A 26077-nucleotide genomic window follows, 5' to 3' on the forward strand; every position below is an offset into this window, starting at 1 on the left:
CGCGCGCTCGGATAAGGCGCAATGTCATGCGCGACACGCCTTTGCGGTAGGATGTTCGATGTTTCCCTGTACGCTGCCCAATGAGTCGATTGAGTCCACGGAATCGATGGAGTTGATGGAGTCGACGGCAGCGTTGGATGCTTTCTCGTGAGTGCTCCTCGCGGAGCCTGCCGTCATGATCATCACGTCGCTGCTCGATACCGATCTCTACAAGTTCACGATGATGCAGGTCGTCCTGCATCATTTCCCCGCCGCGCAGGTTGAATACCGCTTCAAGTGCCGTACCGACGGTGTCGACCTCACGCCCTATGTCGATGAGATTCGCGACGAGATCCGCCTGCTGTGCGGACTGCGCTTTACCGAGTCGGAGTTGCGCTATCTCGCTGCGATGCGCTTCATCAAGAGCGATTTCATCGACTTTCTCGACCTGTTCCATCTGAACGAGAAGTACATCACGGTGCAGCCGTCGCCCAAGGGCAATGGCGAGATCGACATTACGATTCGCGGGCCCTGGTTGCATACGATCCTCTTCGAGATCCCGGTACTCGCCATCGTCAACGAGGTGTATTTCCGCAATACGCAGCGCGCCCCAGCGTACGAGGAAGGCCGTCAGCGGCTCAAGGACAAGATCTGCATGCTCGCGGAGCGCGCGGATTATCGCGACTGCAAGATCGCCGATTACGGTACGCGTCGCCGCTTCTCGAAGGAGTGGCACGAGGAAGTGATTCACACATTGCGCGACGAACTCGGCGAGCAGTTCGCGGGCACGAGCAATGTGTATTACGCGTCGAAGCTCGGCCTGACGCCGCTCGGCACGGTGGCACACGAATATCTTCAGGCGTGCCAGGCGCTGGGCCCTCGTCTGCGCGATTCGCAGATTTTCGGTTTCGAGACGTGGGCGAAGGAGTATCGCGGCGACCTCGGCATCGCGCTCTCGGATGTATACGGCATGTCCGCCTTCCTGCGCGACTTCGATATGTACTTCTGCAAGCTCTTCGACGGGGCGCGTCATGATTCCGGCGATCCGTTCGCCTGGGGCGAGCGGCTGCTGGAGCACTACGCGCAGAACCGTGTCGACGCGCATACCAAGACAATGATTTTCTCGGACGGTCTGGACATTCCTAAGGTGTTACAGCTTTTCGAACGGTTTCGCGATCGCTGCAAACTGGCCTTCGGCGTGGGGACGAACCTCACCAACGACCTCGGCTATCAGCCGCTGCAAATCGTCATCAAAATGGTGCGATGCAACGGCCAGCCGGTGGCGAAGCTCTCGGACTCGCCGGGCAAGAACATGTGCGATGACGATGCCTATCTGGCCTATCTGCGGCAGGTGTTCGAGATCGCGCCTGAACCGGCGGCGGGGTGCCAATAGTCGGGGCCGTTGCGACGCCGTCCGAACGTCGGGACAGACGATTCCGATAGTGCGCGAACGGCCGTCGCGCCGGCAGGTCGAGCCGCTATAATTGCGCATCGCCCGCCGGACTTGCTCTGGCGGCTTCGAGAGACGATAAGTGACGACGCCGGCCGCAGACCGGCGCGTCGGCTTCACAGGACAGCCCATGGATACCTCCGACGCCCGCAATCGCATCTTCGCCCGCATTCGCAACGCACAGCATCGTCCCGATGTCGCCCGTGCGAACGAGCAGGCCGCGGCCGAGGATTATCTGGCACGGCATCCGCAAGGGCCGCGTCCGGCCATGGCCGCTGACCTCATCGCCACGTTTATCGCCAAGGCGGAGGCGCTCTCGACGACGATCACGCGCGTTCCCGGCATGAGCGACGTGCCGGCTGCTGCCGCGACCTACTTGCAGGCGAATGGCCTTAGCAGCCATGCGGTGGCATGGCCGACGCTGCGCGAGCTCGATTGGGCGGGCGCCGGATGCCAACTGGAATTTCGCAAGCCGCATGGCGACGACCTCGTCGGTATCACCGGCTGCTTCTGCGCCATCGCGGAAACCGGGGCGCTGATGATGATGTCGGGGCCCGAGACCTTCGCGTCGGCCACGTTGTTGCCCGAGACGCACATTGCCGTGGTGCCTGCCTCGCGTGTCGTCGCTGGCCATGAGGACGGCTTCGCGCTCATGCGCAGCGAACGCGGCCAGCTCTCGCGCGCTACCAATTTCATTGCCGGACCGTCGCGTACGGCCGATATCGAACAAACGCTGGTGCTGGGGGCGCATGGCCCCTATCGCGTTCACATCATCATCGTCGACGGCGCATAACGGCGCATAACGGCACGCAATCGGGCACTGCGTTCGCACCGTGTTGCGCTGCGCCGGGCTGCACTATCTCGGCGCCGCCGGGCCGATCCCGGTCGCCTTCGACTGTCTTCCCCGCCTGTGTCCGTGATCTCGATGGCGGGGCGCAAACGTTGCGGAAAGCAACCGAATGCCAATGGTATTGGACGCTTTCGGGGGAATTCACAACATTGCTTTGGGGTATTTCCCAAGCTCGCGCTGTCAAGGGCACTCCGGCGCTGACGGCGACTCGTATGCAGTCGACCATCCATCTTTAGGAAACAGAAACAATGCACAAGCGAATTTGGGGAGCACTAGCCGCCGCCGGGTTGGCGCTGGCGAGCCCGGCGGCGTTCGCTGCCGGACCGGACGGCGCACAACTCGTCGCGTGGTGGGGCGTGCCATTCGCCGGGCTGCTGCTCTCGATTGCACTCGGGCCGTTGCTCGCGCCTGCGTTCTGGCATCACCACTTCGGCAAGATCGCGGCGTTCTGGGGGGCGGCGTTCCTGCTGCCTTTCGCGCTTGTGTATGGCGCAGGCGCCGCATGGTATGGCGCAGTCCACGCCGTGGTGGCCGAATACATTCCGTTCGTCGTTCTGCTTACCGCGCTGTTCACGGCAGCGGGGGGCATTTGCGTCCATGGCAACTTGCGTGGCGGGCCCTGGCTCAATACCGGGCTCCTGACGCTGGGGACGGTGCTGGCGAGCATCATGGGAACGACGGGGGCGGCCATGCTGCTGATCCGTCCGCTCATTCGCGCGAACGACAATCGCAAGCACAACGTGCACGTTGTCGTGTTCTTCATCTTCCTCGTGGCGAATGCCGGTGGTTCATTGACGCCGTTGGGCGATCCGCCGCTCTTCCTCGGCTTCCTGCAAGGTGTCGATTTCTTCTGGACGACGGCCCACATCTGGCCTGAGACGCTGTTCATCTGCGCCGTGCTGCTGGTGTTGTTCTTCCTGATCGATACCTACTATTTCCGTCAGCAGACCGAGCGTCAAATCGATGAACTGGATCCGACACCGCACGCCACGCCAATCCGACTCGAAGGCAAGCGCAATTTCATTTTGCTCGCTGCGGCCGTCGGACTCGTGTTGATGAGTGGCATCTGGAAACCGGGCGTCGAGTTCGATGTGTTCGGCACGCCGGTCGAGTTGCAGAACCTTGCCCGTGACGTGGGCCTGATCGTGGTGACGTTGATGTCGCTGGCGATCACGCCGCGCACGGCACGCGAAGGCAACGATTTCAATTGGGAGCCGATGAAGGAAGTCGCCAAGCTGTTCGCAGGCATTTTCCTCACGATCATTCCGGTGGTCGCCATTCTGCGCGCGGGCGAAGCGGGGGCGCTGGGCTGGGTGATCCGTTTGGTGACGGGGCCGGGCGGTGCGCCGGACAACGTCATGTATTTCTGGGCAACGGGTCTGCTCTCGTCGTTCCTCGACAATGCGCCGACTTATCTGGTGTTCTTCAATACGGCGGGCGGTGACGCGGCAACGCTGATGACCTCCGGCGCAGCGACACTGGCGGCGATCTCGGCAGGTGCGGTGTTCATGGGTGCCAACACTTACATCGGGAATGCGCCGAACTTCATGGTCAAAGCCATTGCGGAGCAGCGCGGCATTCGCATGCCGAGCTTCTTTGGCTATATGCTGTGGTCGGGCGCGATTCTGATGCCGCTGTTCGTAGTGATGACCCTGATATTCTTCTGAGCCGCGACATTGCCACGCGGCCAACCTCTGCGAGACCCCTGGTGAAACCGAAGATTCTGGTAGCCCGAGCCATTTTCCCGGACGTGATCGAGCGTCTGACGCAGTATTTCGACGTCGAGCGCAACGACACCGATACGGTGTTCTCGCGCGACGAATTGCGTGCGCGTCTGGCCGACAAGGCCGGTGCGATCACGACGGCGAGCGAGCGCATCGACGCTTCGGTGCTCGCCGGTGCGCCGCATCTGCGTGTGGTGGCCAACATGGCCGTGGGCTACAACAACTTCGATATCGAGGCGATGACGACTGCCGGTGTCATGGCGACGAACACGCCCGATGTGCTCAACGAGACAACAGCCGATTTCGGCTGGGCCCTGTTGATGGCCACGGCGCGTCGTGTGACCGAGTCCGAGCGCTGGCTGCGTGAAGGGCATTGGGAAAAGTGGGCCTACGACGCATTCCTCGGCGCCGATGTGCACGGCAGTACGCTGGGCATCGTCGGTATGGGGCGGATCGGACAGGCGATTGCGCGTCGCGCGTCGGGTTTCAATATGCGCGTGGTGTATCACAATCGCTCGCGTCTCGATGCCGCCACGGAAGCCGAGTGCAAGGCAGGCTACGTCGACAAGGACACGCTGCTGCGCACCGCCGATCACGTGATCCTCGTGCTGCCCTATTCAGCGGCAACGCATCACACGATCGGCGCGCAGGAGTTGGCGCTCATGAAGCCCACGGCGACGCTGGTGAATCTGGCGCGCGGTGGCATCGTCGACGACGCCGCGCTTGCAGTTGCCCTCGCGAACAAGCAGATTGCTGCCGCCGGGCTCGACGTCTTTGAGGGCGAGCCGACGGTGCATCCGGAGTTGCTTAAGGTGTCGAATGTCGTGCTGACGCCGCACATCGCGAGCGCATCGACGGCAACGCGTCGTGGCATGGCGAGCCTGGCGGCCGACAATCTGATTGCGGCGCTGGGATTCGGGGCCGCGGCGGGCAAGCCGCCGTGTCTGCTCAATCCGGCCGCACGCAAGGCGTAAGGTTGCCGGGTTGGCGCGTTGCGTGCGCTAATGCGTCGTGTATCGATGCATGAATGATCGGTGCATCGATGCGCCAACGTGCTAATTGCCCTCAATCGGCAGGAACGGCGTCAACAGAATCAAAGAAAGAGTCAACGGGAGTCGCAACGCGATGGTCGAGATGGTGTTGGTGGCGCTGGCAGCGCTGAATCTGTTGGTGATGATCGCGATTGCGGTGAAAGTCTGGCAACGCGGTGGCGACGAGTCGGTGCGCTCGTTAGGCGCTACGCTCATCGACTCGCTCACCAATGTGCGCGACGATCTGCTGCATGCGGCCGATCGGAGCGAGCGCGGGCTGCGTCAGGAGTTTGCCGAGACGGCGCGTGCCGGCCGTGGCGAACAGAGCGCGCAGATGGCGCAGTTCCAGCAGACCCTCGCCGCGCAAATGACGAGCGTGGCCACGGTCCAGAACAACCAGATCGACGGCTTTGCCCAGCAACTCGCGAAACTCACCGAGTCAAACGCGGCACAGCTGGATGCGGTGCGTCAGAGTCTGGTGCTCAATGGGCAGCAGATGCGTGAGGAACAGGCGTCGACGCTGCGTCGTTTCGGCGAGGCGCAGCATCAGCAGCTCACGCAGCTCGCCGAAGGCAACGAGCGCCGCTTGGCCGAAGTGCGCGCCACGCTCGAACAGAAACTCAAGGACATCGAAGTCAACAACGCGGCGAAGCTCGAAGAGATGCGTCGCACGGTCGACGAGAAGTTGCACGCCACCCTTGAGCAGCGGCTCGGCGAGTCGTTCAAGCTGGTCTCGGATCGTCTCGAGCAAGTTCACCGCGGTCTGGGCGAGATGCAAACGCTGGCCGCCGGGGTGGGCGATCTCAAGCGTGTGCTGACCAATGTGAAGACGCGGGGCATCTGGGGCGAAGTGCAGTTGCAGGCGTTGCTCGAACAACTGCTCACGCCCGATCAGTTCGCGAAGAACGTGGCGACGCGACCGGGCAGCACGGAACGTGTCGAATTCGCGATTGCGCTACCGGGACAGAACGGCGACAGCAACAAGCCGGTCTGGCTGCCGATTGACGCCAAGTTCCCGCGTGAGGATTACGAACGCCTGCTCGATGCGCAGGAGCGTGCCGATCCGGTGGCGGTCGAAGAGGCATCAAAGGCGCTGGAAACGCGTATCCGTCTCGAAGCGAAGACGATTGCGGAAAAGTATCTGGCGCCGCCGCATACGACAGACTTCGCGCTGCTGTTCCTGCCGACGGAAGGGCTGTATGCCGAAGTATTGCGGCGTCCGGGGCTCTCGGATCTATTGCAACGCGAATACCGCGTGACGGTGGCGGGCCCGACCACATTGACGGCACTCCTCAACAGTCTTCAGATGGGCTTCCGCACGTTGGCGATCGAACGCCGTTCCAGCGAAGTCTGGCAGGTGCTCGGTGCGGTGAAGACGGAGTTCACCAAGTTCGGTGACGTGCTCGCCAGGACCAAGTCGCAGTTGGAGACGGTGACGCGCTCGATCGATAAGGCCGAGGTGCGCACGCGTGCGATGGCGCGTCAGCTAAAGGCGGTGGAAGCATTGCCCGGCGAGCAGGCGGTTGAGTTGCTTGGCGTGGACGCGGACACCGACGCTGAGGAAGACGCCTGAGCGTTGGGCCGCTGGAGCTCTCCGAGAGCTTGAGGCGTTCACGGTACTCGGGGCGTTTCGGGCGTTCAGGGCACTAGGGCACTCAGGGCACGTCAGAACGCGCAGTGGGCGTTTGGCACGCTCGGGCGTGGACGATGATCCGCAACTTCGGAGCCCTTCGTCCACCCGGAGCGTTCAATGCTCTCGCTCCACGCATCCCGCTTGTTCCACCCGTTCCACTCAGGTTGCCGGGGCTTCGTTGCCCTTGGCGAACCGGTTGAGTGCTTCGCCCGTCATGCGCACCACGCGCCAGTCGGGCAACACCGTCGCGCCCTGCGACGTGTAGAAGTCGATCGCCGGCTGATTCCAGTCGAGCACCGTCCACTCGAAGCGTGCGCAATTGCGTTCGACGGCGATACGGGCAAGCTGGCGCATCAGCGCTTGTCCCACGCCATTGCCGCGCATGGCCGACTGCACATAAACGTCTTCCAGATATAGGCCGCGACGTCCGAGGAAGGTCGAGAAATTATGGAAGTACAGGGCGTACCCGACTGCCTTTCCGTCCCATTCCGCCATCAGGCACTCGGCTGCGGGGGCATCGCCGAACAGTGCCTCGTGCACGCTCTGCGGCGTTGCCTCGAAGATATCCAGCAACTTCTCGAAGACAGCCAGCTCTCGCATCAGGCCATGGATGGCGTCGACATCGTTGGGGGTTGCGGTACGTAGGGTAAGGGACATGAGGGCGGAAAATGAAAGGCGGCGTTGCGGCTGACGCGAGGCGTCAGCCGTCAATCGCCGCCAGGGTGCAGGTCAGTATTCTTCTTCGGGAACGTCGCTCAGCGCGATCTCGATGCCGCCGAACTTGACCGCCACCCAGTTGTACAGGTGGCAGGCGATCCAGAGCAGCACGAAACCCACGATGGCGTTAAGCACCAAGGCGGAGATGATCGCGAGGCCCGGCAGTTCGCCGTACCGGATGAATGCCGCCAGGAAGGCGAGCAGCACCAGCGGAATACTGAATGTGAGGTAGACCAGCACCAGCGCTTTGGCCGTCTGGCCGGGACTGATGTATGTGATCTGCTTTTTCGTTGTCATTGACGTGTGCTTTCGGTTTGTGTGGTGCCGATGTCGTCGAAGCGCCGACGCCGGCGATGTTTCGCTATTTCGTTGCTTCGCTTTTTGGGTGAAATTCGGGAGTGCGTTCGTGTGAAATCGACCGTTAAACCAGCCCGTCGAACACGATGACGTCGACCAGCTCACCGGCCGCGACGTCGCCGCGTGCGGTGCCGAGCGTGACGAAGCAGTTTGCCTCGCTCATCGTACGCAGGATACCTGCGCTTTGCGCATCGGCGACGGTAACCTGCCAGCGGCCCTGGTCGTCGGCGGCGAGAATGCCGCGCAGGAACTCGGTGCGGCCGGGACGCTTGGCGATGGCCGTCGTCGTCGGCACGGGCAGACTCGGCGTGATTTGCGGCTCGGCGCCCATGAGCGCGAACAGGCCGTCGCGCACCAGATGGTAGAACGACGCCATGACGGCGGCCGGATTGCCCGGCAGGCCGAAGAGCAGCGCGCGTTTGCCCTCGCTTTCCAGTTCGCCGAAAGCAAACGGGCGGCCAGGGCGCATGGCCATCTTCCAGAAAACGACGTTGCCCAGACGCGTCATCATCTCGCGCGTGAAATCGGCTTCGCCGACCGAGACCCCGCCCGACGTGATGACGGCATCGGCTTCGCGGCAAGCGGTGCGCAGCGTGTCTTCAATGGCTTGCGGGTCGTCGCGCACGACGCCCAGATCCAGCACGTCGACGCCCAGCCGTTGCAGCATGGCGAAGAGCGTGTACCGATTGCTGTCGTAAAGGTTGCCCGGCGCGAGCGGCTCGCCCACGGAGCGGAGTTCGTCGCCTGTCGAGAAGAACGCCACGCGGATACGGCGGCGAACCGGCACTTCGGCGATGCCCAGCGAAGCCAGCAAGCCCAGCGCCGCAGGTCGCAAACGCTTGCCTGCGTGCAATGCCGGGTGGCCAGCGGCAAGGTCCTCGCCGACATGGCGCACATGACGGCCCGGCGTTACGGCGTTGGCGGCGAAGGTAATGATTTCGGTGTCGCCCTCTCGCTGTACCTGTTCCTGCGGGATGACGGTGTCGCAGCCAGCGGGCAGCAACGCGCCGGTCATGATGCGAACGCACTCGCCGGCAGCCGCCACACCGTCGAACGGGTGGCCCGCGAACGAGCGGCCCGCCACGCGCAGACGCACTTCACCGCCCGCGGCGAGCGCACCTGCTGCGAATGCGTAGCCGTCCATGGCCGCATTCTCGAAAGCGGGGACGTCGAGCGGCGAAATGACGTCGCGGCCAAGCACGCGGCCCAGTGCGCTGCGTACCGCAACCTGTTCGATGGCGGACACCGGACTCGCGGTGCGCGCAATGATGGCGCGCGCCGATTCGACCGTCATGTGGTTAGGGTCGTAGTCCGGCAAGCCGGCCAGGGCTTCGTCTAGTGTTGTCATTGGTGTGGCGTCGTCATCCGGCACGTACCCGGCAGGAATCCCGTAAAAGCGGTGGCGACGGATCGGGCCGCATCGGTGCCCGGAATATCAGGGGGCGCGCGGCGAATCGGTAGGGAGGTCGTCCAGCGTGTTGACATTGTAAAACGGACGCTCGTCGCCGAAGTGAACTTGTACGGCCTTGTGGCGCGCCAGCCACGCTCGCACGCGATGCTCCCCCGCCGCCAGCGTGGCCTCGAGGTCGTCGGCCAGAGAGCGGTGCAACAGGGCGAACACCGGATGCGGGCCCTGAGCGGTTGCGGCGTAGGCGGCCAGCGGCCGCGTGACGGGAGCGTGGGACGCGTAAGGAGCGTGCGGGACGTGCGGGGCGTGCGATGAAGCGTCGCTCAACGCGGCACAGAGCCGCTCACCGAGGTCGTCAGGCAGATAGGGGGAGTCGCAAGGGGCGGTGAGGACGTACTCCGTACATGCCGCACGCAGGCCGGCCAGCATGCCGGCGAGCGGTCCGGCGAAGTCCTGTGTCGCGTCGCTCACGACGTCGGCACCGAGCGCGGCATAGGCATCGCGATTCCGATTGGCGCTGATGAGCAATGCACCGACCTGCGGACGCAGTCGCGCAATGACATGCGCCGCCAGCGGCTGCCCGGCGAACGGCTGGAGGCCCTTGTCGCGCCCGCCCATGCGTTGCCCGCGTCCGCCTGCGAGAACCAGGCCGGTGATGGCATTGGGCAGGATGGGCGCGGTCGTCATGATGTTGAATTCCCGGTGGCTGAGAAGGCGCTGGGTTCTGCTACGAACGGTTCAGGGCGATGACCCGACCGGCGGCGTCGAACCAGACCGCGCCGTCGCCGAGCATCACCCCTTGGTCGCGCGCGAACATCAGGCGGGGAACGGCCGCGCCGATGGTGCGAACGTAACCGTCGGTGAAAATCTCGTTATAGCGCGCGAGCAATGATTTCGGGTTCCGAAGGATCAGCGTCTTGCCGCGCAGCGATACATGCAGCGGATAACGGATCGATTGTGCGACGACGTCGCGCCGGTCGTCGAGTACCCCCTTGCGGAATTGCGAGGCTGCGCGGTTGACGGTTTCGTCGTCGCTCACCCCGGCAGCGCCGTAAAGATGGTCGATCTTACCGCTCTGAATGCTCGAGAGCGACAGGTCGAACGGTACGGAGCGTCCGTTGCGCAGGTCTTTCCATTGGCCGGAAATTACCTCGCAGGACGACGACGCACCACGTTGGCGGTTGACGTCGTCCGCCGACGAGAACTCGCCTTCGAAGGTCGCGCGTGGCATGCCGCCAGCGTCGAACTCGGTGAGCAGCAGATGGGACTTGTTCTCCAGCTTGCCAGTGAGTTGCGTATCGCTTTGCGACGATGCGCTCGCGTAGCGTCCTTCGAGCTTGCCGCCGGACGACGTGCGCAGCACGAGTCGCAACGGATTGCGCTCACCGAGTTGACCGGTGTAGGTCATCACGTGATTGGCAATGCTGCGGTCGGACGGATCGCAATCCGCACGGGCAAGCGAGGGCGCCATGGCGGCAAACAACAGCGTCAGGGTGCTCAGGCCCGTGGTGACGAGGCGTCGCGCCTGGCGAGACGGGACGCGCGACAAGCGCGCGCGAGCCGGTTTGGCGCTTCGGGGGGCAGACAGGGAGTCTCGGGCGCGACTGGCGTCCGGGGCAACAGAAATCATGAGTCGAGAAGGAATTCGATAAGTCGAAAGCGGTACGGATGGACGCTCGGGCAGCGCACTGCGCCCTGAATGTTCATCCGCCGATGTAGGACATCTCCACTTTCGGTGGTGCGTCTTCAGGTAAGCCGGTGGCCGCCGTGCGCAAAGCCGAGTAACGGTCGGTGCGACCTCGCCAGATATCACCGATGACGGTCGAGATCTGCGCGTCGCTCGCGCCGTGACGCAGCAGCGTTCGCAAGTCGTAACCCGAGCTGGCGAACAGGCAGAGGTACAACTTGCCTTCCGTAGACAGGCGCGCGCGCGAACAAGTGCCGCAAAAAGCGCGCGTGACGGATGAAATGACGCCGACTTCGCCGCCGCCGTCGCGATATTGCCAACGCTGCGCCGTTTCCCCGGCGTAGTTTGGCTCCAGAGGTTCGACTGGCAGGGCGTCGTTGAGGCGGGCGATGACCTGTGCCGAGGGCAGCACTTCGTCCATGCGCCAACCGTTCGACGTGCCTACGTCCATATATTCGATGAAACGCAAGACCACGCCGCTGCCATGAAAATGCCGTGCCATCGGCACGATATCGGCGTCGTTGGTGCCCCGTTTGACGACCATGTTGACTTTTACCGGACCAAGGCCGACGTGCTGCGCCTGCGCGATGCCTTCGAGCACGTTCGCGACCGGGAAGTCGACGTCGTTCATCTGCCGGAAGATCGTGTCGTCGAGGCTGTCGAGGCTGACCGTCACGCGCGTGAGCCCGGCGTCCTTGAGCGATTGCGCCCGGCGCGCCAGCAGCGACCCATTGGTCGTGAGCGTGATGTCGAGCGGCTTGCCCGACGGCGTGCGCAGGCGGGCCAGCATCTCGATCAGACGTTCGAGGTGCTTGCGCAATAGCGGCTCGCCGCCCGTCAGGCGCAGCTTCTCGACGCCATGTTCGACGAACAAACGTGCAGCGCGCTCGATTTCTTCGAAAGACAACAGGGAGGATTGCGGCAGGAAGGCGTAGTCCTTGTCGAACACGTCCTTCGGCATGCAATACACGCAGCGGAAGTTGCAACGATCTGTCACCGAGATTCGCAGGTCGTGCAACGGCCGCGCCAACGCATCTTCGAGATGGCCGGTGGCAGCGCGCACTTGTGCGGGAACCTGCGGGGAGTGCGTCGCATACCGCGCGTCGCTACGCAGATCGGTGAGTCGGATGATCGTTTCAGTCATGGTGGGGCCTTAGCTTGCGTCTCCATTCTAACGAATTGGCCTGATGGCCGCCGATGCCAGCCATTCGGGCATCGGATATCGGTACCGAGGCATTCGTTGCGAGACGTCAAACTCGTACTAAGGCAGACGATACGGGCAGTGCCGCACGGGCACAAGTCGGGACAATGCGGGGTTGCCAGGGGCAAAAGCCATCCCAAAAGCGAAAAAGGAGGCCGAAGCCTCCTTTTCTGGCGTCACGCCACGTCGCGCGGCATCACGCTGTGTTCAGCCGGAGGTCACCGTGAGGTTGACTCCGGCCGAGCGTCACAGGCGTCATACCGTCGTTTCACACGGCCCTGATCAGGCAATGTGATTCGATGAACGCGTTTCCACCTGCTCCATCGGACCGCTGTTGACCGGTGCCGATGCACGGCGCTCACGCGGTACGTGCGGTGCCGGTGCGGTTTGTGCGGCCGCTTCCTTGGCGGCGCGGTGCTTGTCGGCGTCCGTGTGGACCCAGACCAGGCCCACGTTTGCCAGCGTCGATTCCAGCGCACCACGCTCCAGCGCCGGTGCAACGGCCGCCGGGGCAGCCCTTTGCGTCACGACTTCGGTCACGGCAGCCGCCGCTTCCGGAGCCACCGGCGCTGCGGGTGCAACTTGCACCGGTGCGGCAGGCGCTGCTTGCACGGGCGTTGCCGTCTCGACCATTTCGAGCGGCGCCGGTTGTGCGACAGGCGCGGCCGGGGCGACGTCTACCGGGGCACTGGCCGATGCTGCCGTGGCGGCGATCTCGGTCAGGGCTTCGGCCGGAACCGTCGGCTGAGCCGGGGTCGGGGCGGCAACTGGCAACGGGGCGCTGACCGGCGGCACCACCGGTGCTGCGGCAACTTCTGCTGCGGGCAGCGGTGCGACGTTGACGGAGGCGACCGATGCCACCGGAGCGGCCGGCGTCACTTGAGCGACGGGCTCGGCAGTCACGTGCAACGGCACTTCCTGTGCTGTGGCCGGTGCCGTCTCAATCGCCGTGGCGACCGGCGTTGCCGGGGCTTCCTTGGCTTCGACCTGCTCGGCGCGAACCGGTGCCGGCGTCGTCTCGGCGTGAATTACCGGCGCCGGGCCGGCCACTGCCGGCACCGCTGCACGGATCGGTGCAGCGGTTGCTGCGTTCTCGACGGCTTCGCTCGTCAGAGCCGGGGCGCGCACGCCTTCCACGTCATCCGACGCTTCGCCTTCGACGTGTTCGCCGTCGGCATTCAATTGCTGTTCGCCTGCTTCGCGCTCACGACGGCCACCACGACGACCGCGACGACGGCTGCGGCGGCGCTCTTCGCCCCCTTGCTCGCCTTCTTCGCCTGCCGTTTGCGGGGCGCCTTCGACCTGTGCGGTCAGACGATCCTGCTCGAGCTCTTCCTGCTCGGCGCTCAGTGCGCCGGCGACCTGTGCGACGCGTTGCGGTGCAACTTGCTGACCATCGGCACCCTCGGTCGGGCGGCGATCACGACGCTCACCACGCTCGCGGCGGCTACCGCGCTCGCGGCCTTCACGCGGCTCGCGACCTTCGTCGGCACGTACGTCCTGAGCGGGCTGACGCTGGGCGTCGTCGCGCTCACGCTTGTCACGACCTTCCTGACGCTCGTTGCGTTCGTTGCGCTCGGTACGATCGCCGCGTTCATTACGCTCGTTGCGGTCCGTGCGTTCGTTACGTTCATTGCGTTCATTACGATCGCCACGCTCCGCACGCGCACCCCGGCCTTCACGACCTTCGCGCGCCGGTTGACCGGCGGTGTCCTTGCCCGTCTTGTTCTCGTCGCGGGCGTTGCCACGGCGATTACGGTTCTGCTGATGCGGACGCTCGTGACGCTCACGCGGCGGGCGTGCCGTGGGCTTGGCCGGCTCTTCGGCCTTGACCGGTGCCGGTGCGGCGGACTCAAGACCCAGCAAACGCTTCACGAAACCGAAGAAGCCACCGCTGCGCACAGGGGCGGCAGCGGCCGGTGCCGTTGCGGCGACAGGTTCCGGGCGCGGCTGTGCTGCCGGTGCCGGCTGCTCGGGCGTGATGCCCTTGACGGCAGCTTCCTGACGCGGACGCACGTCTTCCTTCTTCTTGCTGTAACCGGCCGGATCTTCTTCCAGCGAACGCGCTGCCTCTTCGGCAAGGGCGTAGCTGGCCTTCGGTGCATCCAGACGCGGATCGTCGAAGCGCAGGCGCTCGAGCTTGTAGTGCGGTGTTTCGAGATGCTTGTTCGGGATCAGCAGCACGCCAACCTTGAAGCGTGCTTCGATCTTGTTGATTTCCTGACGCTTTTCGTTGAGCAGGAACGCGGCGACTTCGACCGGCACCTGGCAGTGGATCGCTGCCGTGTGCTCCTTCATCGCCTCTTCCTGGATGATGCGCAGGACCTGGAGCGCCGACGACTCGGCGTCACGGATGTGGCCGGTGCCGTTGCAGCGCGGACACGTCACGTGCGTGCCTTCCGACAGCGACGGACGCAGACGCTGACGCGACAGCTCCATCAGGCCGAAACGCGAGATCTTGCCCATCTGGACACGGGCGCGGTCGTGCTTGAGCGCGTCCTTCACACGTTGTTCGACTTCGCGCTGGCTCTTGGCTGACTCCATGTCGATGAAGTCGATCACGATCAGGCCGCCGAGGTCGCGCAGACGCAACTGGCGCGCGACTTCGTCGGCAGCTTCCAGGTTGGTGCGCAGGGCGGTTTCTTCGATGTCGGCGCCCTTGGTGGCGCGTGCCGAGTTGACGTCAATGGAGACCAGGGCTTCGGTGTGATCGATCACGATCGCACCACCCGAGGGCAGCGGCACCTGACGCGAGTACGCCGTTTCGATCTGGTGTTCGATCTGGAAACGCGAGAACAGCGGCACATCGTCGCGATACAGCTTCACGCGGTTGAGGTGATCGGGCATGACCACCTGCATGAAGTTGCTTGCCTGCTCGGAAATTTCTTCCGTATCGATGAGAATTTCACCGATGTCCGGCTGGAAATAGTCGCGGATGGCGCGGATGACGAGGCTCGACTCGAGATAGATCAGCGCCGAGTCGCGCGGCAGTTCAATGTTCGTAGCAGCGCCTTCGACGGCGTGCCAGAGTTGCAGCAGGTAGTTCAGGTCCCACTGGAGTTCTTCGGCCGAGCGGCCGATACCCGCGGTGCGAGCGATGATGCTCATGCCTTCCGGCAGTTCGAGCTGGCCCATCGTTTCACGCAGTTCCTGACGATCTTCGCCCTCGATGCGGCGCGACACGCCACCGCCACGCGGGTTGTTGGGCATCAGCACCAGATAGCGGCCGGCCAGCGAGATGAACGTCGTGAGCGCTGCGCCCTTGTTGCCGCGTTCTTCCTTTTCGACCTGAACGATGAGTTCCTGGCCTTCGGAGAGGGCGTCCTGAATGCGCGCATTGCGCACATCGGCACCTTCGCGGAAGTACGCGCGGGCAACTTCCTTGAACGGCAGGAAGCCGTGGCGACCTTCGCCGTAGTTGACGAAACAGGCTTCGAGAGAGGGTTCGATACGGGTGATGACACCCTTGTAGATATTGCCTTTACGCTGTTCGCGTCCGGCCGTCTCGATATCGATGTCGATGAGTTTCTGCCCATCGACGATTGCCACGCGCAGCTCTTCCTGCTGCGTGGCGTTGAACAACATGCGTTTCATGAAAACGACTCCCACCCGCCGCAAATGCCAATGTGCATTGCGTCGGGCACGTATCACTCGAGTTATCAAACACGCGAGGTTCGAGCCGGGGGGGAAGAATTGCCGGGGGGTCCGGGCGATGAGGCCGTCGGACGCTATGGCGCCAGGAATACGTTTTCGCGCTCACCCGGATCCGCCGGACCACCGGAAAATCCCGGTTGGGCGCGGATCACTTCGGGCTTGCAGTCCATACCAAGAGAAACTGGACGAGAAACTTCATCAGCGTTTTCTCGGGGCGCCTGCCGACACTTATTCTTCTTGTGACGGCGCCTCACTTCGACTTTTTGCGCGAACGATATTCACAAAGCGATCAGCTCGGACAATGGAGTCCGGGCTGATCGCCAAAAAATTCTATAACCACCAACTCTATCCGCGTCCCGCGCGCTGCGACCGAAGCGGCCTATGGGCCCACTTCCTGCCGACGCTGCGTGACGTGCGTGCGCTTGCTGCTCCAGGGTCACCGGACGAGCAGCCTGCCCGGGGTGCAAGTAAAATACCGTTTTGGGGTATGCACCGACAGAGATGGGGATTTGGCATGATTCCCGCTACCGCCATCTCTGTCCGACAAATTATATTCATAATGAATGAGTTAGGCAAAAGTCGGCAGAAAATGGTTGCGCCGGCGTCCACACCGCAGGTCCGACTCGTCGAGGTTGACGATGGCTCAGCCGGTCAACGTATCGATAATTTCCTATTGCGCGAGTGCAAAGGGGTTCCGAAAAGCCACGTTTACCGCATTCTGCGTAGTGGCGAAGTGCGAGTGAACAAGGGGCGAGTAGACGCAGCCTATCGACTTGTCCTTGGCGATATCGTACGCATTCCGCCGGTCCGAATGGCGACGCCCGATCCCGAGGCGAAGGCTCACGTCCCGGCCGCCACCTTCCCGATCCTGTTCGAAGACGATTACCTGCTGGCCATCGACAAGCCGGCAGGCGTTGCCGTGCACGGGGGCAGTGGGGTGTCGTTCGGGGTGATCGAGCAACTGCGCCGGGCGCTGCCGCAGTTGAAGTTCCTGGAACTGGTGCACCGTCTGGATCGCGAGACTTCCGGGATCTTGTTGCTCGCAAAAAAACGCGCCGCGCTCGTCGGCATGCACGAGCAGATCCGTCATAACCGGATGGACAAGCGTTATCTGGCCTGTGTCACGGGCGAGTGGCGGGATCGCCAGCGGGCCGTCAAGGCGCCTCTATATAAATACGTGACGCCGGAAGGCGAGCGCCGCGTACGGGTGCAGGAAGACGGTCAGGCATCCCACACCGTATTTCGCATGGTGGAATCGCTGTCGCCCTACACGCTGCTCGAGGCGGAACTGAAAACGGGGCGCACCCATCAGATTCGTGTTCATCTGGCGCATTGCGGCACGCCTATCGTCGGCGACGACAAGTACGGCGACTTCACACTGAACAAGACGCTTGCCCGTCCCGGTACACGTCCCGGTATCAAGCGGATGTTCCTGCACGCATGGCGGTTGAAGTTCACGCACCCGGTGCTGGACACGCCGATTGCCTTGGAAGCGGCGTTACCGCCAGAATGTGAGCAATTCCTGAATCAACTTCGAACCACCACCGCCGATGCCAAGCCCTGAATTTGACCTGGTCGTGTTCGACTGGGACGGGACGTTGATGGATTCAACGCCCACGATTACCCGCTGCATCCAGGCGGCTTGCCGCGATCTCGGCCTACCCGTGCCGGCCGACGAACTTGCGAGCCACGTGATCGGCCTCGGACTTCGCGACGCCTTGCAAATGGCTGTCCCGTCGCTCGATCCGGCGCATTATCCGCGTCTTTCCGAACGCTATCGCTTTCACTATTTGATAGGTGACAAGGAGACGGTGTTGTTCGCGGGCGTTCGCGAGCTGCTCGAAGAGTTGCGCTCGCGCGGCCGCTTTCTGGCCGTGGCGACGGGCAAGTCGCGCGTCGGGCTGAACCGTGCGCTCGAATCGGCGGGGTTGATGCGGATGTTCGACGCGACGCGTTGCGCCGATGAGACATTTTCGAAGCCGCACCCTGCGATGTTGCAGGAGCTGACGCGCGAACTCGGTCAGGACCTGAGCCGTACCGTCATGATCGGCGACACCACGCACGATTTGCAGATGGCGCGCAGCGCTGGCGCCATTGGCGTGGGCGTCGCTTACGGCGGTGCACATCCGCGCGAGCAACTGGTGGCGCTGGAACCCGCGTACTGCGCGGGGAGCGTGGCCGAGTTGCGCGACTGGCTGCTGGAGCGCGTGTGAGCGATACCGCCGTGCCGCTGCCGATCTGCCCGGGCGACGCGCTCGAGGAGGGCGGGCGCGGCGTGCGTTTCGAGGTGCTCGTGGGCGGGCGCCGTACCCCGGCGTTCGTGATCCGCTATGGCGGACAGGTCTACGGCTATCTCAATCAGTGCGCGCATGTGCCTATGGAGCTCGACTGGTCCGAGGGGCAGTTCTTCGAGTCGTCCGGCTTATACTTGATGTGCGCCACACATGGCGCGACTTATGCGCCGGATACCGGGTTTTGCGTGGGCGGTCCATGCCGCGGCAGCGCCTTGCAGCCGGTGCGCGTCGAGGAACGGCCGGCCACTGCGGACGAACCCGCCGCCAGCCGCGACGACACCCCAACGACCGTCGTTTGGTGGCCGGACGCATACATTGCGGCCCCCGAGCCGTCGGTATCCTGAAATAGCGGCATCCCGGTCTCAATTCTCTCTATCGTCTTTCACCCAAGCCTCTGGATAATGTATGGCCGACTCCCTGCCGCCCGATTCGTCCCGCTCCGAACCCGGTTTTCCGCCGCCCGGCGGGCGTCCGCCGTCAGGTGGCGGTCCGGGGCGCGATTCCCATGATGTCAAGCCGTGGGAGCGCGAAATGCTGGAAAAGGTCTTGATGGCCGGCATTCGCGAGCAGCGCGCCGCACGCCGCTGGAAAATCTTCTTCCGGCTGCTGATTCTGGCGATTTTCGCGTTCGGGGTCTGGTCGGTCTTCGACTTCGATGGCGGCAGCGGCACGACGTCTTCCGACTCGGGCACGGGCAAGCACACCGCGCTCGTCACATTGAGTGGCGAGCTTTCGGCGGACAGTCAGGCGAGTGCCCAAAAGATCAATGCGGCGCTGGAATCGGCGTTCGACGACAAGTCGGCCGCGGGCGTGATCCTGCGCATCAACAGCCCCGGCGGCAGCCCGGTGCAAGCCGGCATGATCTACGACGACATCGCACGTTTGCGTGCGAAATACCCGAAGAAGCCGATTTATGTCGTGGTCGAGGAGATGTGCGCCTCGGGCGGCTATTACGTGGCGGCCGCAGCCGACAAGATCTACGTCGACAAGGCGAGCATCGTCGGGTCTATCGGGGTGTTGATGGACGGCTTCGGCTTTACCGGTCTGATGGACAAACTCGGTGTTGAGCGGCGTCTGTTGACGGCAGGTCGCAACAAGGGGTTCCTCGACCCGTTCTCGCCGCAGACCGATCAGCAGAAGACGTACGCGCTCGATATGCTCGAACAGGTCCACCAGCAGTTCATCGACGCTGTGAAGAAAGGGCGCGGCGATCGTCTGAAGCAGGATCCGGATTTGTTCAGCGGCTTGTTCTGGACCGGTCAGCGCTCGATCGAACTGGGCCTGGCAGACGGCCTCGGGACGGTCGATTCGGTAGCCCGCGACGTGCTCAAGGCGCCCGATCTGGTCGATTACACCGTCAAGGAAAACCTGCCCGAGCGTATGGCTCGACGCTTCGGTGCCGCTGTCGGCGCTGCGGCAATGAAGACGATGCTGATGGGGTCTGCCCTGTCGTTCAAGTAGGTTGTCTTGTAGCAACGGGCCAGCCGAGCGCAAACAGGCGAAAGAAGGACAAAACCCCACGGAAACGCAGATTTCCGTGGGGTTTTCTTTTGGGCGATTCGGAAAAATCGGACGTTACTGAGCCAAAAACAGAAAAATCGCAGGCCGCTTGTGCAGTTCGACGCTTGCCTGCGGCCACCCTTTGGCCCGATGCGTGACAATTTGCTCGTCGTCTTGTGTGACGTCGACCGCGACGCATAGCAGCGTGGACGCGTCGCAGCTTTGCAGCAGGGCGTCGAGCATGGCCTTGTTGCGGTAGGGCGTTTCGATAAAGATCTGCGTCTGCTTTTCCTTGCGCGAGCGCTGCTCCAGTTCGCGCAGGCGCTTGACGCGCTCGCCTGCGTCGGTCGGCAAATAGCCGTGGAAGGCGAAGCTCTGACCGTTCAGGCCGCTCGCCATCAGGGCCAGGAGGATCGAACTCGGGCCGACGAACGGCACCACCCGTACCCCTTTCTCGTGAGCGCGTCGTACCAACAGGGCGCCCGGATCGGCCACCGCCGGGCAGCCGGCTTCCGACACGAGACCGCCATCTGCGCCTGCGAGAATCGGGGCGAGCAGGGCATCGACGGCCGCCACCGGCGTATTGACGTTCAATTCGCGGATCTCGATTTCCTGAATCGGCGTGCTGACACCGACCAGTTTCAGGAAGGCGCGCGTGCTTTTGGCCTGTTCGCCGACGAAGTACTTCAAGCCGGACGTCACCGCACGAACGTCCTCGGGCAATACCGCTGGCAGGCCGCCGCGGGTGTGGGTGCCCAGCGTGTTGGGGATCAGATACAGCGTGCCGCTCATGCTGCTGCTCCCGTCGTGCCGGGGCCGGGCAGGGCAATGCCCGCGTGCATCAGCATGGTCGTCAACGCGATCAGCGGCAGGCCGATGAGCGCCGTCGGATCGTCGTTTTCGATGGTTTCGAGCAGCATGATGCCGAGCCCTTCGGATTTGGCGCTGCCCGCGCAGTCGTAGGGCGTCTCGGCATGAAGGTAGGCGGCCAGCACTGCGTCGGGCAGGTCGCGGAACTTCACCCGCGTGACGACGTCTTTCGCCTGGCTCTCGCCGCTGCGAGCGTCGTGCAGGCACAGGGCGGAGTGGAACTCGACGACCTTGCCGCGCATGTCGCGCAACTGCGCCATGGCGTTGTCGAAATTCCCGGGTTTGCCGATCTGGCGGCCCTCGAAGGTGGCAACCTGATCTGAGCCGATGATGATGGCGCCAGGGTGGCGGGCGGCGACAGCTTCGGCCTTCTGGCGGGCCAGACGCAGCGAGGTGTCGTGCGGCGTTTCGCCGGCATTGGGGGTTTCGTCGATGTCCGGGACGTCGACCGTGAACGGCAGGCGCAGGCGCTCGAGCAGTTCGCGGCGGTAGCGCGATCCGGAGGCCAGGATCAGCGGTGGCAGGGGCTGTGCGGTCATCGGGTTTAAGTGTTTGACGAGAAACGAAAAACTATTTAGAATTCACGGCTTTTGCAATCTGGCGCTCGGTCCCGCCAGTCTGCGCGATACCGGTTCGAACGCTGGAAAGTGGCGTTGGATCAAGGCGCTGCGAGTGGTTGGGGACATTGAAATGCGCGCAGATGCGCCAAGGCAAGGATGAGCGTGATGAACGAATATATCGTCGATCTGTTCGAATTCGCGCGTACCGGCCGGGTGGCGGAAGGTGACGTGCAACTTGCGGCATTGCCGCGCATGGTAACCGAAGTGCCTGCTGAAGTCTCGGCGTCGGGGCGTGCTCAGGGGGAGTTCCACTGGCGTGCCGAGGGTGTCGAAAAACCGGTGTTGCGCGCGGATGGCAAGCCCGCGGTGGCGCAGTTTCTGACGCTGTCGGTCGAAGGTCCGATGTGGCTCGAATGCCAGCGGTGCCTCACGCCGTATCAGGAGCCGCTCGACTCGGAAACGACGTTCGAGATCGTGCATGACGAAGCCGAGGCGGAAGATCGCCCGCTCGACGAAGACGAACTCGAAGCGCTGGTCGGCTCCAAGCATTTCGATTTGCGCGAGCTGATCGAGGAAGAATTGCTGTTGGCTTTGCCCATCGTGCCCAAACATGAGGTTTGTCCGAGTGTTCACGATAGCCTGGCCACGGGAAGCGACGGGTTGGCAGAGCCGCCCCCGGAGCCCGAAGAAGAGAATAAGCCGTCTCCGTTCGCGGCGCTGGCAGCGCTCAAGCGCTCGCCGGACAAGGACGGAAAGTAATGTGCGGCCGGGTTTCCGGCTCACCAAAGTACATGTTTGCGTTAGTCGCACAGGTCGGGCCGACAGGCCGACACCGTAGGGCGGCGCTCGAACTGTGTTAAAATTTCGCGATATTTTGAGGAGTTATCATGGCCGTTCAACAGAACAAGAAGTCGCCGTCGAAGCGCGGTATGCACCGTTCGCACGATTTCCTGACCGCACCGTCGACCGCCGTCGAACCGACGTCGGGTGAGAAGCACCTGCGTCACCACATCTCGCCGAACGGTTTCTACCGTGGTCGCAAGGTCATCAAGACCAAGAACGACTAATTCGGCCCAACAGGCGATTCGCGCCCATCATGGCGCTATTTGATCGTCCGATGTGGCAAAAGCGGCACTTATCCTGCCGCTTTTTTTGTTACCTGTACCGCAAGCCAATCACGTCGACATGACAGTCACCCTGACGATCGATTGTATGGGCGGGGATCACGGCCCATCGGTGACGGTGCCGGCTGCGGTTCGCTTCGTGCAATCTACCGACGATGTCGAACTTGTGCTGGTCGGGCAGCAGGAGATCATCAACGCGCAGCTCGCAAAGTTGCGCGTGACGGATCACCCGCGCCTGTCCGTGGTCAACGCAACCGAAGTCGTCGCCATGGACGACTCGGTCGAGACCGCGTTGCGCAAGAAGAAAGACTCTTCGATGCGCGTGGCGCTCAATCTGGTCAAGGAGGCGCGCGCGCAGGCTTGCGTGTCCGCCGGCAATACCGGTGCGCTGATGGCCGTCTCGCGCTATGTGCTCAAGACCTTGCCCGGCATCGAGCGCCCGGCCATTGCCACCGTGCTGCCGAACGAGAAGGGCGGCTACACCACGATGCTCGATCTGGGCGCGAACGTGGACTGCGAGCCGACTCACCTTCTGCAATTCGCCGAAATGGGCCACGCACTCGTGGCCGCGGTCGACGGTAAGGAGCGTCCGTCGATCGGTCTGCTCAATATTGGCGAAGAAGTCATCAAGGGCAACGACGTCATCAAGCAGGCGGGCGAGCTGCTGCGCGGCTCCACACTGAATTTCTACGGCAACGTGGAAGGCAACGATATCTATCGAGGCACGACCGATATCGTCGTGTGCGATGGCTTCGTTGGCAACGTCGCTCTCAAAACCTCCGAAGGCCTGGCGCAAATGCTCGGCGACATGATCCGCGAAGAGTTCACCCGTACCTGGTGGACGAAGGTGATTGCCGTGATTGCGTTGCCGATTCTCACTCGCTTCAAAAACCGCGTCGACCATCGCCGTTACAACGGTGCTGCGTTGCTCGGCTTGCGTGCGCTCGTCATCAAGAGTCACGGCTCTGCCGATGCCTACTCGTTTGAGTGGGCCATCAAACGCGGCTATGATGCAGTTCGAAATGGCGTGCTTGACCGTCTGTCGCACGCTATGCAAGAGAATCAGAACCAGCTCCAGGACACCAAGCCGGTGAGCGTCATTCCGGCGCTTTGACGCCGGTATCCGCCCTGGTGCACTAACCGATCATAAGATGACCCAGTCCGCGATTTATTCCCGTGTCATTGGCACCGGCAGCTACCTGCCGGCACGACGCGTGAGCAATCATCAGTTGGCCGACGAGCTTGCCGCCCGTGGCATCGAGACGAGCCACGATTGGATCGTGGCGCGTACCGGCATCGAGGCCCGCCATTTTGCAGCGCCCGATCAGACCAGCAGCGACATGGCGGTGGAAGCGGCGAAGCGCGCGCTCGAAGCGGCCGGACTGGAGGCCAATAAGATCGACCTGATCATGGTCGCCACGTCGACGCCCGACTTCGTGTTCCCGAGCACCGCCTGCCTCGTGCAGACCAAGCTAGGCATCACCAACGGCTGCGCGGCGTTCGACATTCAGGCCGTTTGCTCGGGCTTCGCCTACGCCATGGCGACGGCCGACAACTTCATTCGCTCCGGTGCGTACCGTAACGTGCTGGTGATCGGCGCCGAGACATTCTCGCGCATTCTCGATTTCAGCGACCGTACGACGTGTGTGCTGTTTGGCGACGGCGCAGGCGCTGTCGTGCTGCAAGCCTCCAGCAAGCCGGGCATTCTGTCGAGCGCCCTGCATGCGGACGGCAGCCACGCCGGCATTCTCTGCGTGCCGGGCAATGTGAACGCCGGCGCGGTTCAGGGTGAAGCGTTCCTCAATATGGATGGTCAGGCGGTGTTCAAGCTGGCCGTCAAGGTGCTCGAAAAGGTGGCCGTCGAGGCCCTCGACAAGGCCGGACTGGAAGCGTCTGCGATCGACTGGCTGATTCCGCATCAGGCCAATCTGCGCATCATGTCGAGCACGGCCCGCAAGTTGGGCGCGGAAAAGAAGATGGTCGTGACCGTCGATCAGCATGGCAATACGTCGGCTGCCTCGATTCCGCTTGCGCTCGACGTTGCGGTTCGCGACGGCCGTATCAAGGCCGGCCAGAACGTCATGATCGAAGGCGTGGGTGGCGGCTTTACGTGGGGCGCGGTGCTGTTCCGCATGTAAGCTGCGGCGCCGGGCGCCACATGTGAGGGCTGCGCCCATGAGCGCGCCGCGCGGTGGGGCCTCTCGCGTGTCACGTCGGCGCGCGCAAATGCGCTGCAATGTTTCTGAATCTGACTGTAAAACCAGGCGCTATGACATTCGCTTTCGTTTTCCCGGGACAAGGATCCCAATCGGTGGGCATGCTCGACGCGTTCGCCGACAACGCGGTTGTGCGCGAGACGCTCGCCGAAGCTTCGGATGCCCTCGGGCAGGATATGGCCCAGCTGATCGCAGCGGGCCCGGCCGAAGAACTCAACCTCACCACCAATACCCAGCCGGTGATGCTCACCGCCGCCTACGCGATGTATCGCGCGTGGCTGGCCGAGGGCGGTGCCAAGCCTGCGTTCGTCGCGGGTCACAGCCTCGGTGAATATACGGCGCTGGTCGCCGCGGGCGTGATCGCGTTCAAGGACGCCTTACCGCTCGTGCGTTTTCGCGCGCAAGCCATGCAGGAAGCCGTGCCCGTCGGGCAGGGTGGCATGGCCGCCATTCTCGGTCTGGATGACGACACCGTTCGTAACGTTTGCTCGGAAGCGTCGGCTGCGGGTGTGGTCGAGGCCGTCAACTTCAATGCTCCGGCGCAAGTCGTGATCGCGGGTGCCAAGGCTGGCGTGGAAAAGGCCTGCGAACTGGCCAAGGCGGCTGGCGCGAAGCGCGCGCTCGTGCTGCCGGTGTCGGCGCCGTTCCACTCGTCGCTGCTCAAGCCGGCGTCGGATCGTCTGCGCGAGTATCTGGCGAATGTGACGTTCAACGCGCCGCAGATTCCGCTCGTCAATAATGTCGATGTGACCGTCGAAACCAATGTGGCCCGTATCAAGGACGCACTGGTGCGTCAGGCCGCCGCGCCGGTGCGCTGGGTGGAGTCGGTGAAGTGGCTTGCCGCGCAGGGTGTCGCGCAAGTGGTCGAGTGCGGTCCGGGCAAGGTGCTGACCGGCCTGACCAAGCGTATCGACGGCAATCTCACGGGTTTGGCGATCACCGATCCGGCGTCGCTCGCCGACGTGCGCGCCCAACTCTCGTAAGCCATAGGCAAGGGTATTTCTTTCATGAGCAAGCAACTCGACAACCTCGTGGCGCTGGTGACCGGCGCCTCGCGCGGCATCGGTCGTGCCATCGCCCTCGAACTCGCTCGCCAGGGTGCGACGGTCGTGGGCACCGCCACCAGCGAAGCCGGTGCGCAGGGCATTGATGCTTATTTCACCGAAGCTGGCGTAGCCGGCAAGGGGATTGTCCTGAATGTGACTGACGCCGACGGCGTGGCCGCTGCGCTGGACGACATTCTCAAGCAACACGGCAAGCTCGACATTCTCGTCAATAACGCGGGCATCACGCGCGATAACCTCGCCATGCGGATGAAGGACGACGAATGGGACGACGTGATCGACACGAATCTGAAGGCGATCTTCCGTCTTTCGCGCGCGGTCATCAAGCCGATGATGAAGGCGCGTAGCGGCCGGATCATCAACGTGACCTCGGTCGTCGGCTCGGCCGGTAACCCGGGGCAGGCCAATTACGCGGCAGCCAAGGCGGGTGTGGCCGGTATGTCGCGCTCGCTGGCCGCGGAGATCGGCAGCCGAAACATCACGGTCAACTGCGTCGCCCCCGGCTTTATCGATACCGACATGACCAAAGCACTGGGCGAAGCGCAGCATGAAGCCCTCAAGACGCGGATCCCCTTGGGCCGCCTTGGTGCGCCGGAAGACATTGCCAATGCGGTGGCGTTCCTCGCGTCCCCGCAGGCGGCTTACATCACCGGCACCACGCTTCACGTGAATGGCGGCATGTTCATGAATTGAGGAGGATGCGCGCAGATTGCGGTGGATTTGTGGTAATTTGCGCGACATTAAGCATAATTTGGCGC

Annotated in this window: 24 protein-coding genes; 15 read left to right on the top strand and 9 right to left on the bottom strand. The window is 63.3% G+C overall.

Features of this window, described 5'->3' with window-relative positions; all coding sequences use genetic code 11:
• Positions 1-175 precede the first annotated feature (175 nt).
• The 5 genes from pncB to rmuC all read left to right on the top strand — a co-directional run bounded on the left by pncB (position 176) and on the right by rmuC (position 6607).
• A complete protein-coding gene (gene pncB, locus ACIPHM_RS10600) occupies positions 176-1372 on the top strand; it encodes a nicotinate phosphoribosyltransferase (protein WP_400327604.1) in 1197 nt (398 codons plus the stop codon).
• Positions 1373-1559: 187 nt separating this feature from the next.
• Complete coding sequence (locus ACIPHM_RS10605) at positions 1560-2222, top strand: lactate utilization protein C (RefSeq protein ID WP_400327606.1); 663 nt, start codon at positions 1560-1562, stop codon at positions 2220-2222.
• A 305-nt stretch (positions 2223-2527) separates the two neighbouring features.
• Complete coding sequence (locus ACIPHM_RS10610; RefSeq protein WP_400327608.1) at positions 2528-3946, top strand: sodium:proton antiporter; 1419 nt, start codon at positions 2528-2530, stop codon at positions 3944-3946.
• Positions 3947-3984: 38 nt separating this feature from the next.
• On the top strand, positions 3985-4977 hold the full coding sequence (locus ACIPHM_RS10615) for a 2-hydroxyacid dehydrogenase (protein ID WP_400328232.1): 993 nt from the start codon (positions 3985-3987) through the stop codon (positions 4975-4977).
• A 151-nt stretch (positions 4978-5128) separates the two neighbouring features.
• Positions 5129-6607, top strand: coding sequence for a DNA recombination protein RmuC (gene rmuC, locus ACIPHM_RS10620; protein ID WP_400327610.1), 1479 nt, complete (start codon positions 5129-5131; stop codon positions 6605-6607).
• A gap of 219 nt (positions 6608-6826) precedes the next feature.
• On the opposite strand, the gene ACIPHM_RS10625 is transcribed toward rmuC, so the two are convergent.
• From ACIPHM_RS10625 to ACIPHM_RS10655, 7 genes are all read right to left on the bottom strand, one after another.
• Complete coding sequence (locus tag ACIPHM_RS10625; protein ID WP_400327612.1) at positions 6827-7378, bottom strand: GNAT family N-acetyltransferase; 552 nt, start codon at positions 7376-7378, stop codon at positions 6827-6829.
• A gap of 18 nt (positions 7379-7396) precedes the next feature.
• The gene (locus ACIPHM_RS10630) at positions 7397-7681 is read right to left on the bottom strand and encodes a hypothetical protein (protein ID WP_400327613.1); all 285 of its coding nucleotides are present in this window, start codon (positions 7679-7681) and stop codon (positions 7397-7399) included.
• 124 nt (positions 7682-7805) lie between these two features.
• Complete coding sequence (gene glp / locus ACIPHM_RS10635) at positions 7806-9089, bottom strand: gephyrin-like molybdotransferase Glp (protein ID WP_400327615.1); 1284 nt, start codon at positions 9087-9089, stop codon at positions 7806-7808.
• A gap of 87 nt (positions 9090-9176) precedes the next feature.
• Entirely contained in the window at positions 9177-9836 is a 660-nt protein-coding gene (gene mobA, locus ACIPHM_RS10640) for a molybdenum cofactor guanylyltransferase MobA (RefSeq protein ID WP_400327617.1), read from the bottom strand.
• Between the two features lie 40 nt (positions 9837-9876).
• Positions 9877-10698 carry a hypothetical protein gene (locus ACIPHM_RS10645; RefSeq protein WP_400327619.1) on the bottom strand — a complete coding sequence of 274 codons (822 nt, stop codon included), beginning with the start codon at positions 10696-10698 and terminating at the stop codon, positions 9877-9879.
• 154 nt (positions 10699-10852) lie between these two features.
• A complete protein-coding gene (moaA, locus tag ACIPHM_RS10650) occupies positions 10853-11980 on the bottom strand; it encodes a GTP 3',8-cyclase MoaA (protein WP_400327621.1) in 1128 nt (375 codons plus the stop codon).
• Between the two features lie 339 nt (positions 11981-12319).
• Positions 12320-15631, bottom strand: coding sequence for an Rne/Rng family ribonuclease (locus ACIPHM_RS10655; protein WP_400327623.1), 3312 nt, complete (start codon positions 15629-15631; stop codon positions 12320-12322).
• A gap of 619 nt (positions 15632-16250) precedes the next feature.
• Here ACIPHM_RS10655 and ACIPHM_RS10660 point away from each other — a divergent pair.
• From ACIPHM_RS10660 to ACIPHM_RS10675, 4 genes are all read left to right on the top strand, one after another.
• The gene (locus tag ACIPHM_RS10660; RefSeq protein ID WP_400328234.1) at positions 16251-17255 is read left to right on the top strand and encodes an RluA family pseudouridine synthase; all 1005 of its coding nucleotides are present in this window, start codon (positions 16251-16253) and stop codon (positions 17253-17255) included.
• Complete coding sequence (locus tag ACIPHM_RS10665) at positions 17242-17904, top strand: HAD family hydrolase (RefSeq protein WP_400327625.1); 663 nt, start codon at positions 17242-17244, stop codon at positions 17902-17904. Before ACIPHM_RS10660 ends, ACIPHM_RS10665 begins: the two co-directional genes overlap by 14 nt.
• Positions 17901-18329: a Rieske (2Fe-2S) protein gene (locus ACIPHM_RS10670; protein ID WP_400327627.1), complete on the top strand. Its 429-nt coding sequence runs from the start codon at positions 17901-17903 to the stop codon at positions 18327-18329. The genes ACIPHM_RS10665 and ACIPHM_RS10670 overlap by 4 nt, the downstream gene beginning before the upstream one ends.
• A gap of 61 nt (positions 18330-18390) precedes the next feature.
• Complete coding sequence (locus ACIPHM_RS10675; RefSeq protein WP_400327628.1) at positions 18391-19446, top strand: S49 family peptidase; 1056 nt, start codon at positions 18391-18393, stop codon at positions 19444-19446.
• 114 nt (positions 19447-19560) lie between these two features.
• On the opposite strand, the gene ACIPHM_RS10680 is transcribed toward ACIPHM_RS10675, so the two are convergent.
• Positions 19561-20277 carry an SAM-dependent methyltransferase gene (locus tag ACIPHM_RS10680; RefSeq protein WP_400327630.1) on the bottom strand — a complete coding sequence of 239 codons (717 nt, stop codon included), beginning with the start codon at positions 20275-20277 and terminating at the stop codon, positions 19561-19563.
• On the bottom strand, positions 20274-20894 hold the full coding sequence (locus ACIPHM_RS10685; RefSeq protein ID WP_400327632.1) for a Maf-like protein: 621 nt from the start codon (positions 20892-20894) through the stop codon (positions 20274-20276). Before ACIPHM_RS10685 ends, ACIPHM_RS10680 begins: the two co-directional genes overlap by 4 nt.
• Positions 20895-21071: 177 nt before the next feature.
• On the opposite strand from ACIPHM_RS10685, the gene ACIPHM_RS10690 reads away from it, so the two are divergent.
• The 6 genes from ACIPHM_RS10690 (at position 21072) to fabG (ending at position 26012) form a co-directional block, all read left to right on the top strand.
• On the top strand, positions 21072-21674 hold the full coding sequence (locus ACIPHM_RS10690) for a YceD family protein (protein WP_400327634.1): 603 nt from the start codon (positions 21072-21074) through the stop codon (positions 21672-21674).
• Between the two features lie 128 nt (positions 21675-21802).
• Entirely contained in the window at positions 21803-21982 is a 180-nt protein-coding gene (gene rpmF, locus ACIPHM_RS10695; protein WP_400327636.1) for a 50S ribosomal protein L32, read from the top strand.
• Positions 21983-22100: 118 nt separating this feature from the next.
• Complete coding sequence (plsX, locus tag ACIPHM_RS10700; protein ID WP_400327638.1) at positions 22101-23153, top strand: phosphate acyltransferase PlsX; 1053 nt, start codon at positions 22101-22103, stop codon at positions 23151-23153.
• A gap of 37 nt (positions 23154-23190) precedes the next feature.
• On the top strand, positions 23191-24177 hold the full coding sequence (locus ACIPHM_RS10705) for a beta-ketoacyl-ACP synthase III (RefSeq protein WP_400327640.1): 987 nt from the start codon (positions 23191-23193) through the stop codon (positions 24175-24177).
• A gap of 131 nt (positions 24178-24308) precedes the next feature.
• Positions 24309-25238, top strand: coding sequence for an ACP S-malonyltransferase (fabD, locus tag ACIPHM_RS10710; RefSeq protein ID WP_400327642.1), 930 nt, complete (start codon positions 24309-24311; stop codon positions 25236-25238).
• Between the two features lie 24 nt (positions 25239-25262).
• Positions 25263-26012 carry a 3-oxoacyl-ACP reductase FabG gene (fabG, locus tag ACIPHM_RS10715; RefSeq protein ID WP_400327644.1) on the top strand — a complete coding sequence of 250 codons (750 nt, stop codon included), beginning with the start codon at positions 25263-25265 and terminating at the stop codon, positions 26010-26012.
• Positions 26013-26077 lie beyond the last annotated feature (65 nt).

Source organism: Pandoraea sp. NPDC087047, assembly GCF_044745225.1.
Taxonomy (GTDB): Bacteria; Pseudomonadota; Gammaproteobacteria; order Burkholderiales; family Burkholderiaceae; genus Pandoraea.

Excerpts from the sequence above, each read along its gene's own strand:
- pncB (WP_400327604.1), top strand. The coding sequence starts at position 176 with ATGATCATCACGTCGCTGCTCGATACCGATCTCTACAAGTTCACGATG.
- ACIPHM_RS10605 (WP_400327606.1), top strand. The coding sequence starts at position 1,560 with ATGGATACCTCCGACGCCCGCAATCGCATCTTCGCCCGCATTCGCAAC.
- ACIPHM_RS10610 (WP_400327608.1), top strand. The coding sequence starts at position 2,528 with ATGCACAAGCGAATTTGGGGAGCACTAGCCGCCGCCGGGTTGGCGCTG.
- rmuC (WP_400327610.1), top strand. The coding sequence starts at position 5,129 with ATGGTCGAGATGGTGTTGGTGGCGCTGGCAGCGCTGAATCTGTTGGTG.
- ACIPHM_RS10630 (WP_400327613.1), bottom strand. The coding sequence starts at position 7,681 with ATGACAACGAAAAAGCAGATCACATACATCAGTCCCGGCCAGACGGCC.
- glp (WP_400327615.1), bottom strand. The coding sequence starts at position 9,089 with ATGACAACACTAGACGAAGCCCTGGCCGGCTTGCCGGACTACGACCCT.
- mobA (WP_400327617.1), bottom strand. The coding sequence starts at position 9,836 with ATGACGACCGCGCCCATCCTGCCCAATGCCATCACCGGCCTGGTTCTC.
- moaA (WP_400327621.1), bottom strand. The coding sequence starts at position 11,980 with ATGACTGAAACGATCATCCGACTCACCGATCTGCGTAGCGACGCGCGG.
- ACIPHM_RS10655 (WP_400327623.1), bottom strand. The coding sequence starts at position 15,631 with ATGAAACGCATGTTGTTCAACGCCACGCAGCAGGAAGAGCTGCGCGTG.
- ACIPHM_RS10660 (WP_400328234.1), top strand. The coding sequence starts at position 16,251 with ATGAATGAGTTAGGCAAAAGTCGGCAGAAAATGGTTGCGCCGGCGTCC.
- ACIPHM_RS10665 (WP_400327625.1), top strand. The coding sequence starts at position 17,242 with ATGCCAAGCCCTGAATTTGACCTGGTCGTGTTCGACTGGGACGGGACG.
- ACIPHM_RS10675 (WP_400327628.1), top strand. The coding sequence starts at position 18,391 with ATGGCCGACTCCCTGCCGCCCGATTCGTCCCGCTCCGAACCCGGTTTT.
- ACIPHM_RS10680 (WP_400327630.1), bottom strand. The coding sequence starts at position 20,277 with ATGAGCGGCACGCTGTATCTGATCCCCAACACGCTGGGCACCCACACC.
- ACIPHM_RS10685 (WP_400327632.1), bottom strand. The coding sequence starts at position 20,894 with ATGACCGCACAGCCCCTGCCACCGCTGATCCTGGCCTCCGGATCGCGC.
- ACIPHM_RS10690 (WP_400327634.1), top strand. The coding sequence starts at position 21,072 with ATGAGCGTGATGAACGAATATATCGTCGATCTGTTCGAATTCGCGCGT.
- rpmF (WP_400327636.1), top strand. The coding sequence starts at position 21,803 with ATGGCCGTTCAACAGAACAAGAAGTCGCCGTCGAAGCGCGGTATGCAC.
- plsX (WP_400327638.1), top strand. The coding sequence starts at position 22,101 with ATGACAGTCACCCTGACGATCGATTGTATGGGCGGGGATCACGGCCCA.
- ACIPHM_RS10705 (WP_400327640.1), top strand. The coding sequence starts at position 23,191 with ATGACCCAGTCCGCGATTTATTCCCGTGTCATTGGCACCGGCAGCTAC.
- fabD (WP_400327642.1), top strand. The coding sequence starts at position 24,309 with ATGACATTCGCTTTCGTTTTCCCGGGACAAGGATCCCAATCGGTGGGC.
- fabG (WP_400327644.1), top strand. The coding sequence starts at position 25,263 with ATGAGCAAGCAACTCGACAACCTCGTGGCGCTGGTGACCGGCGCCTCG.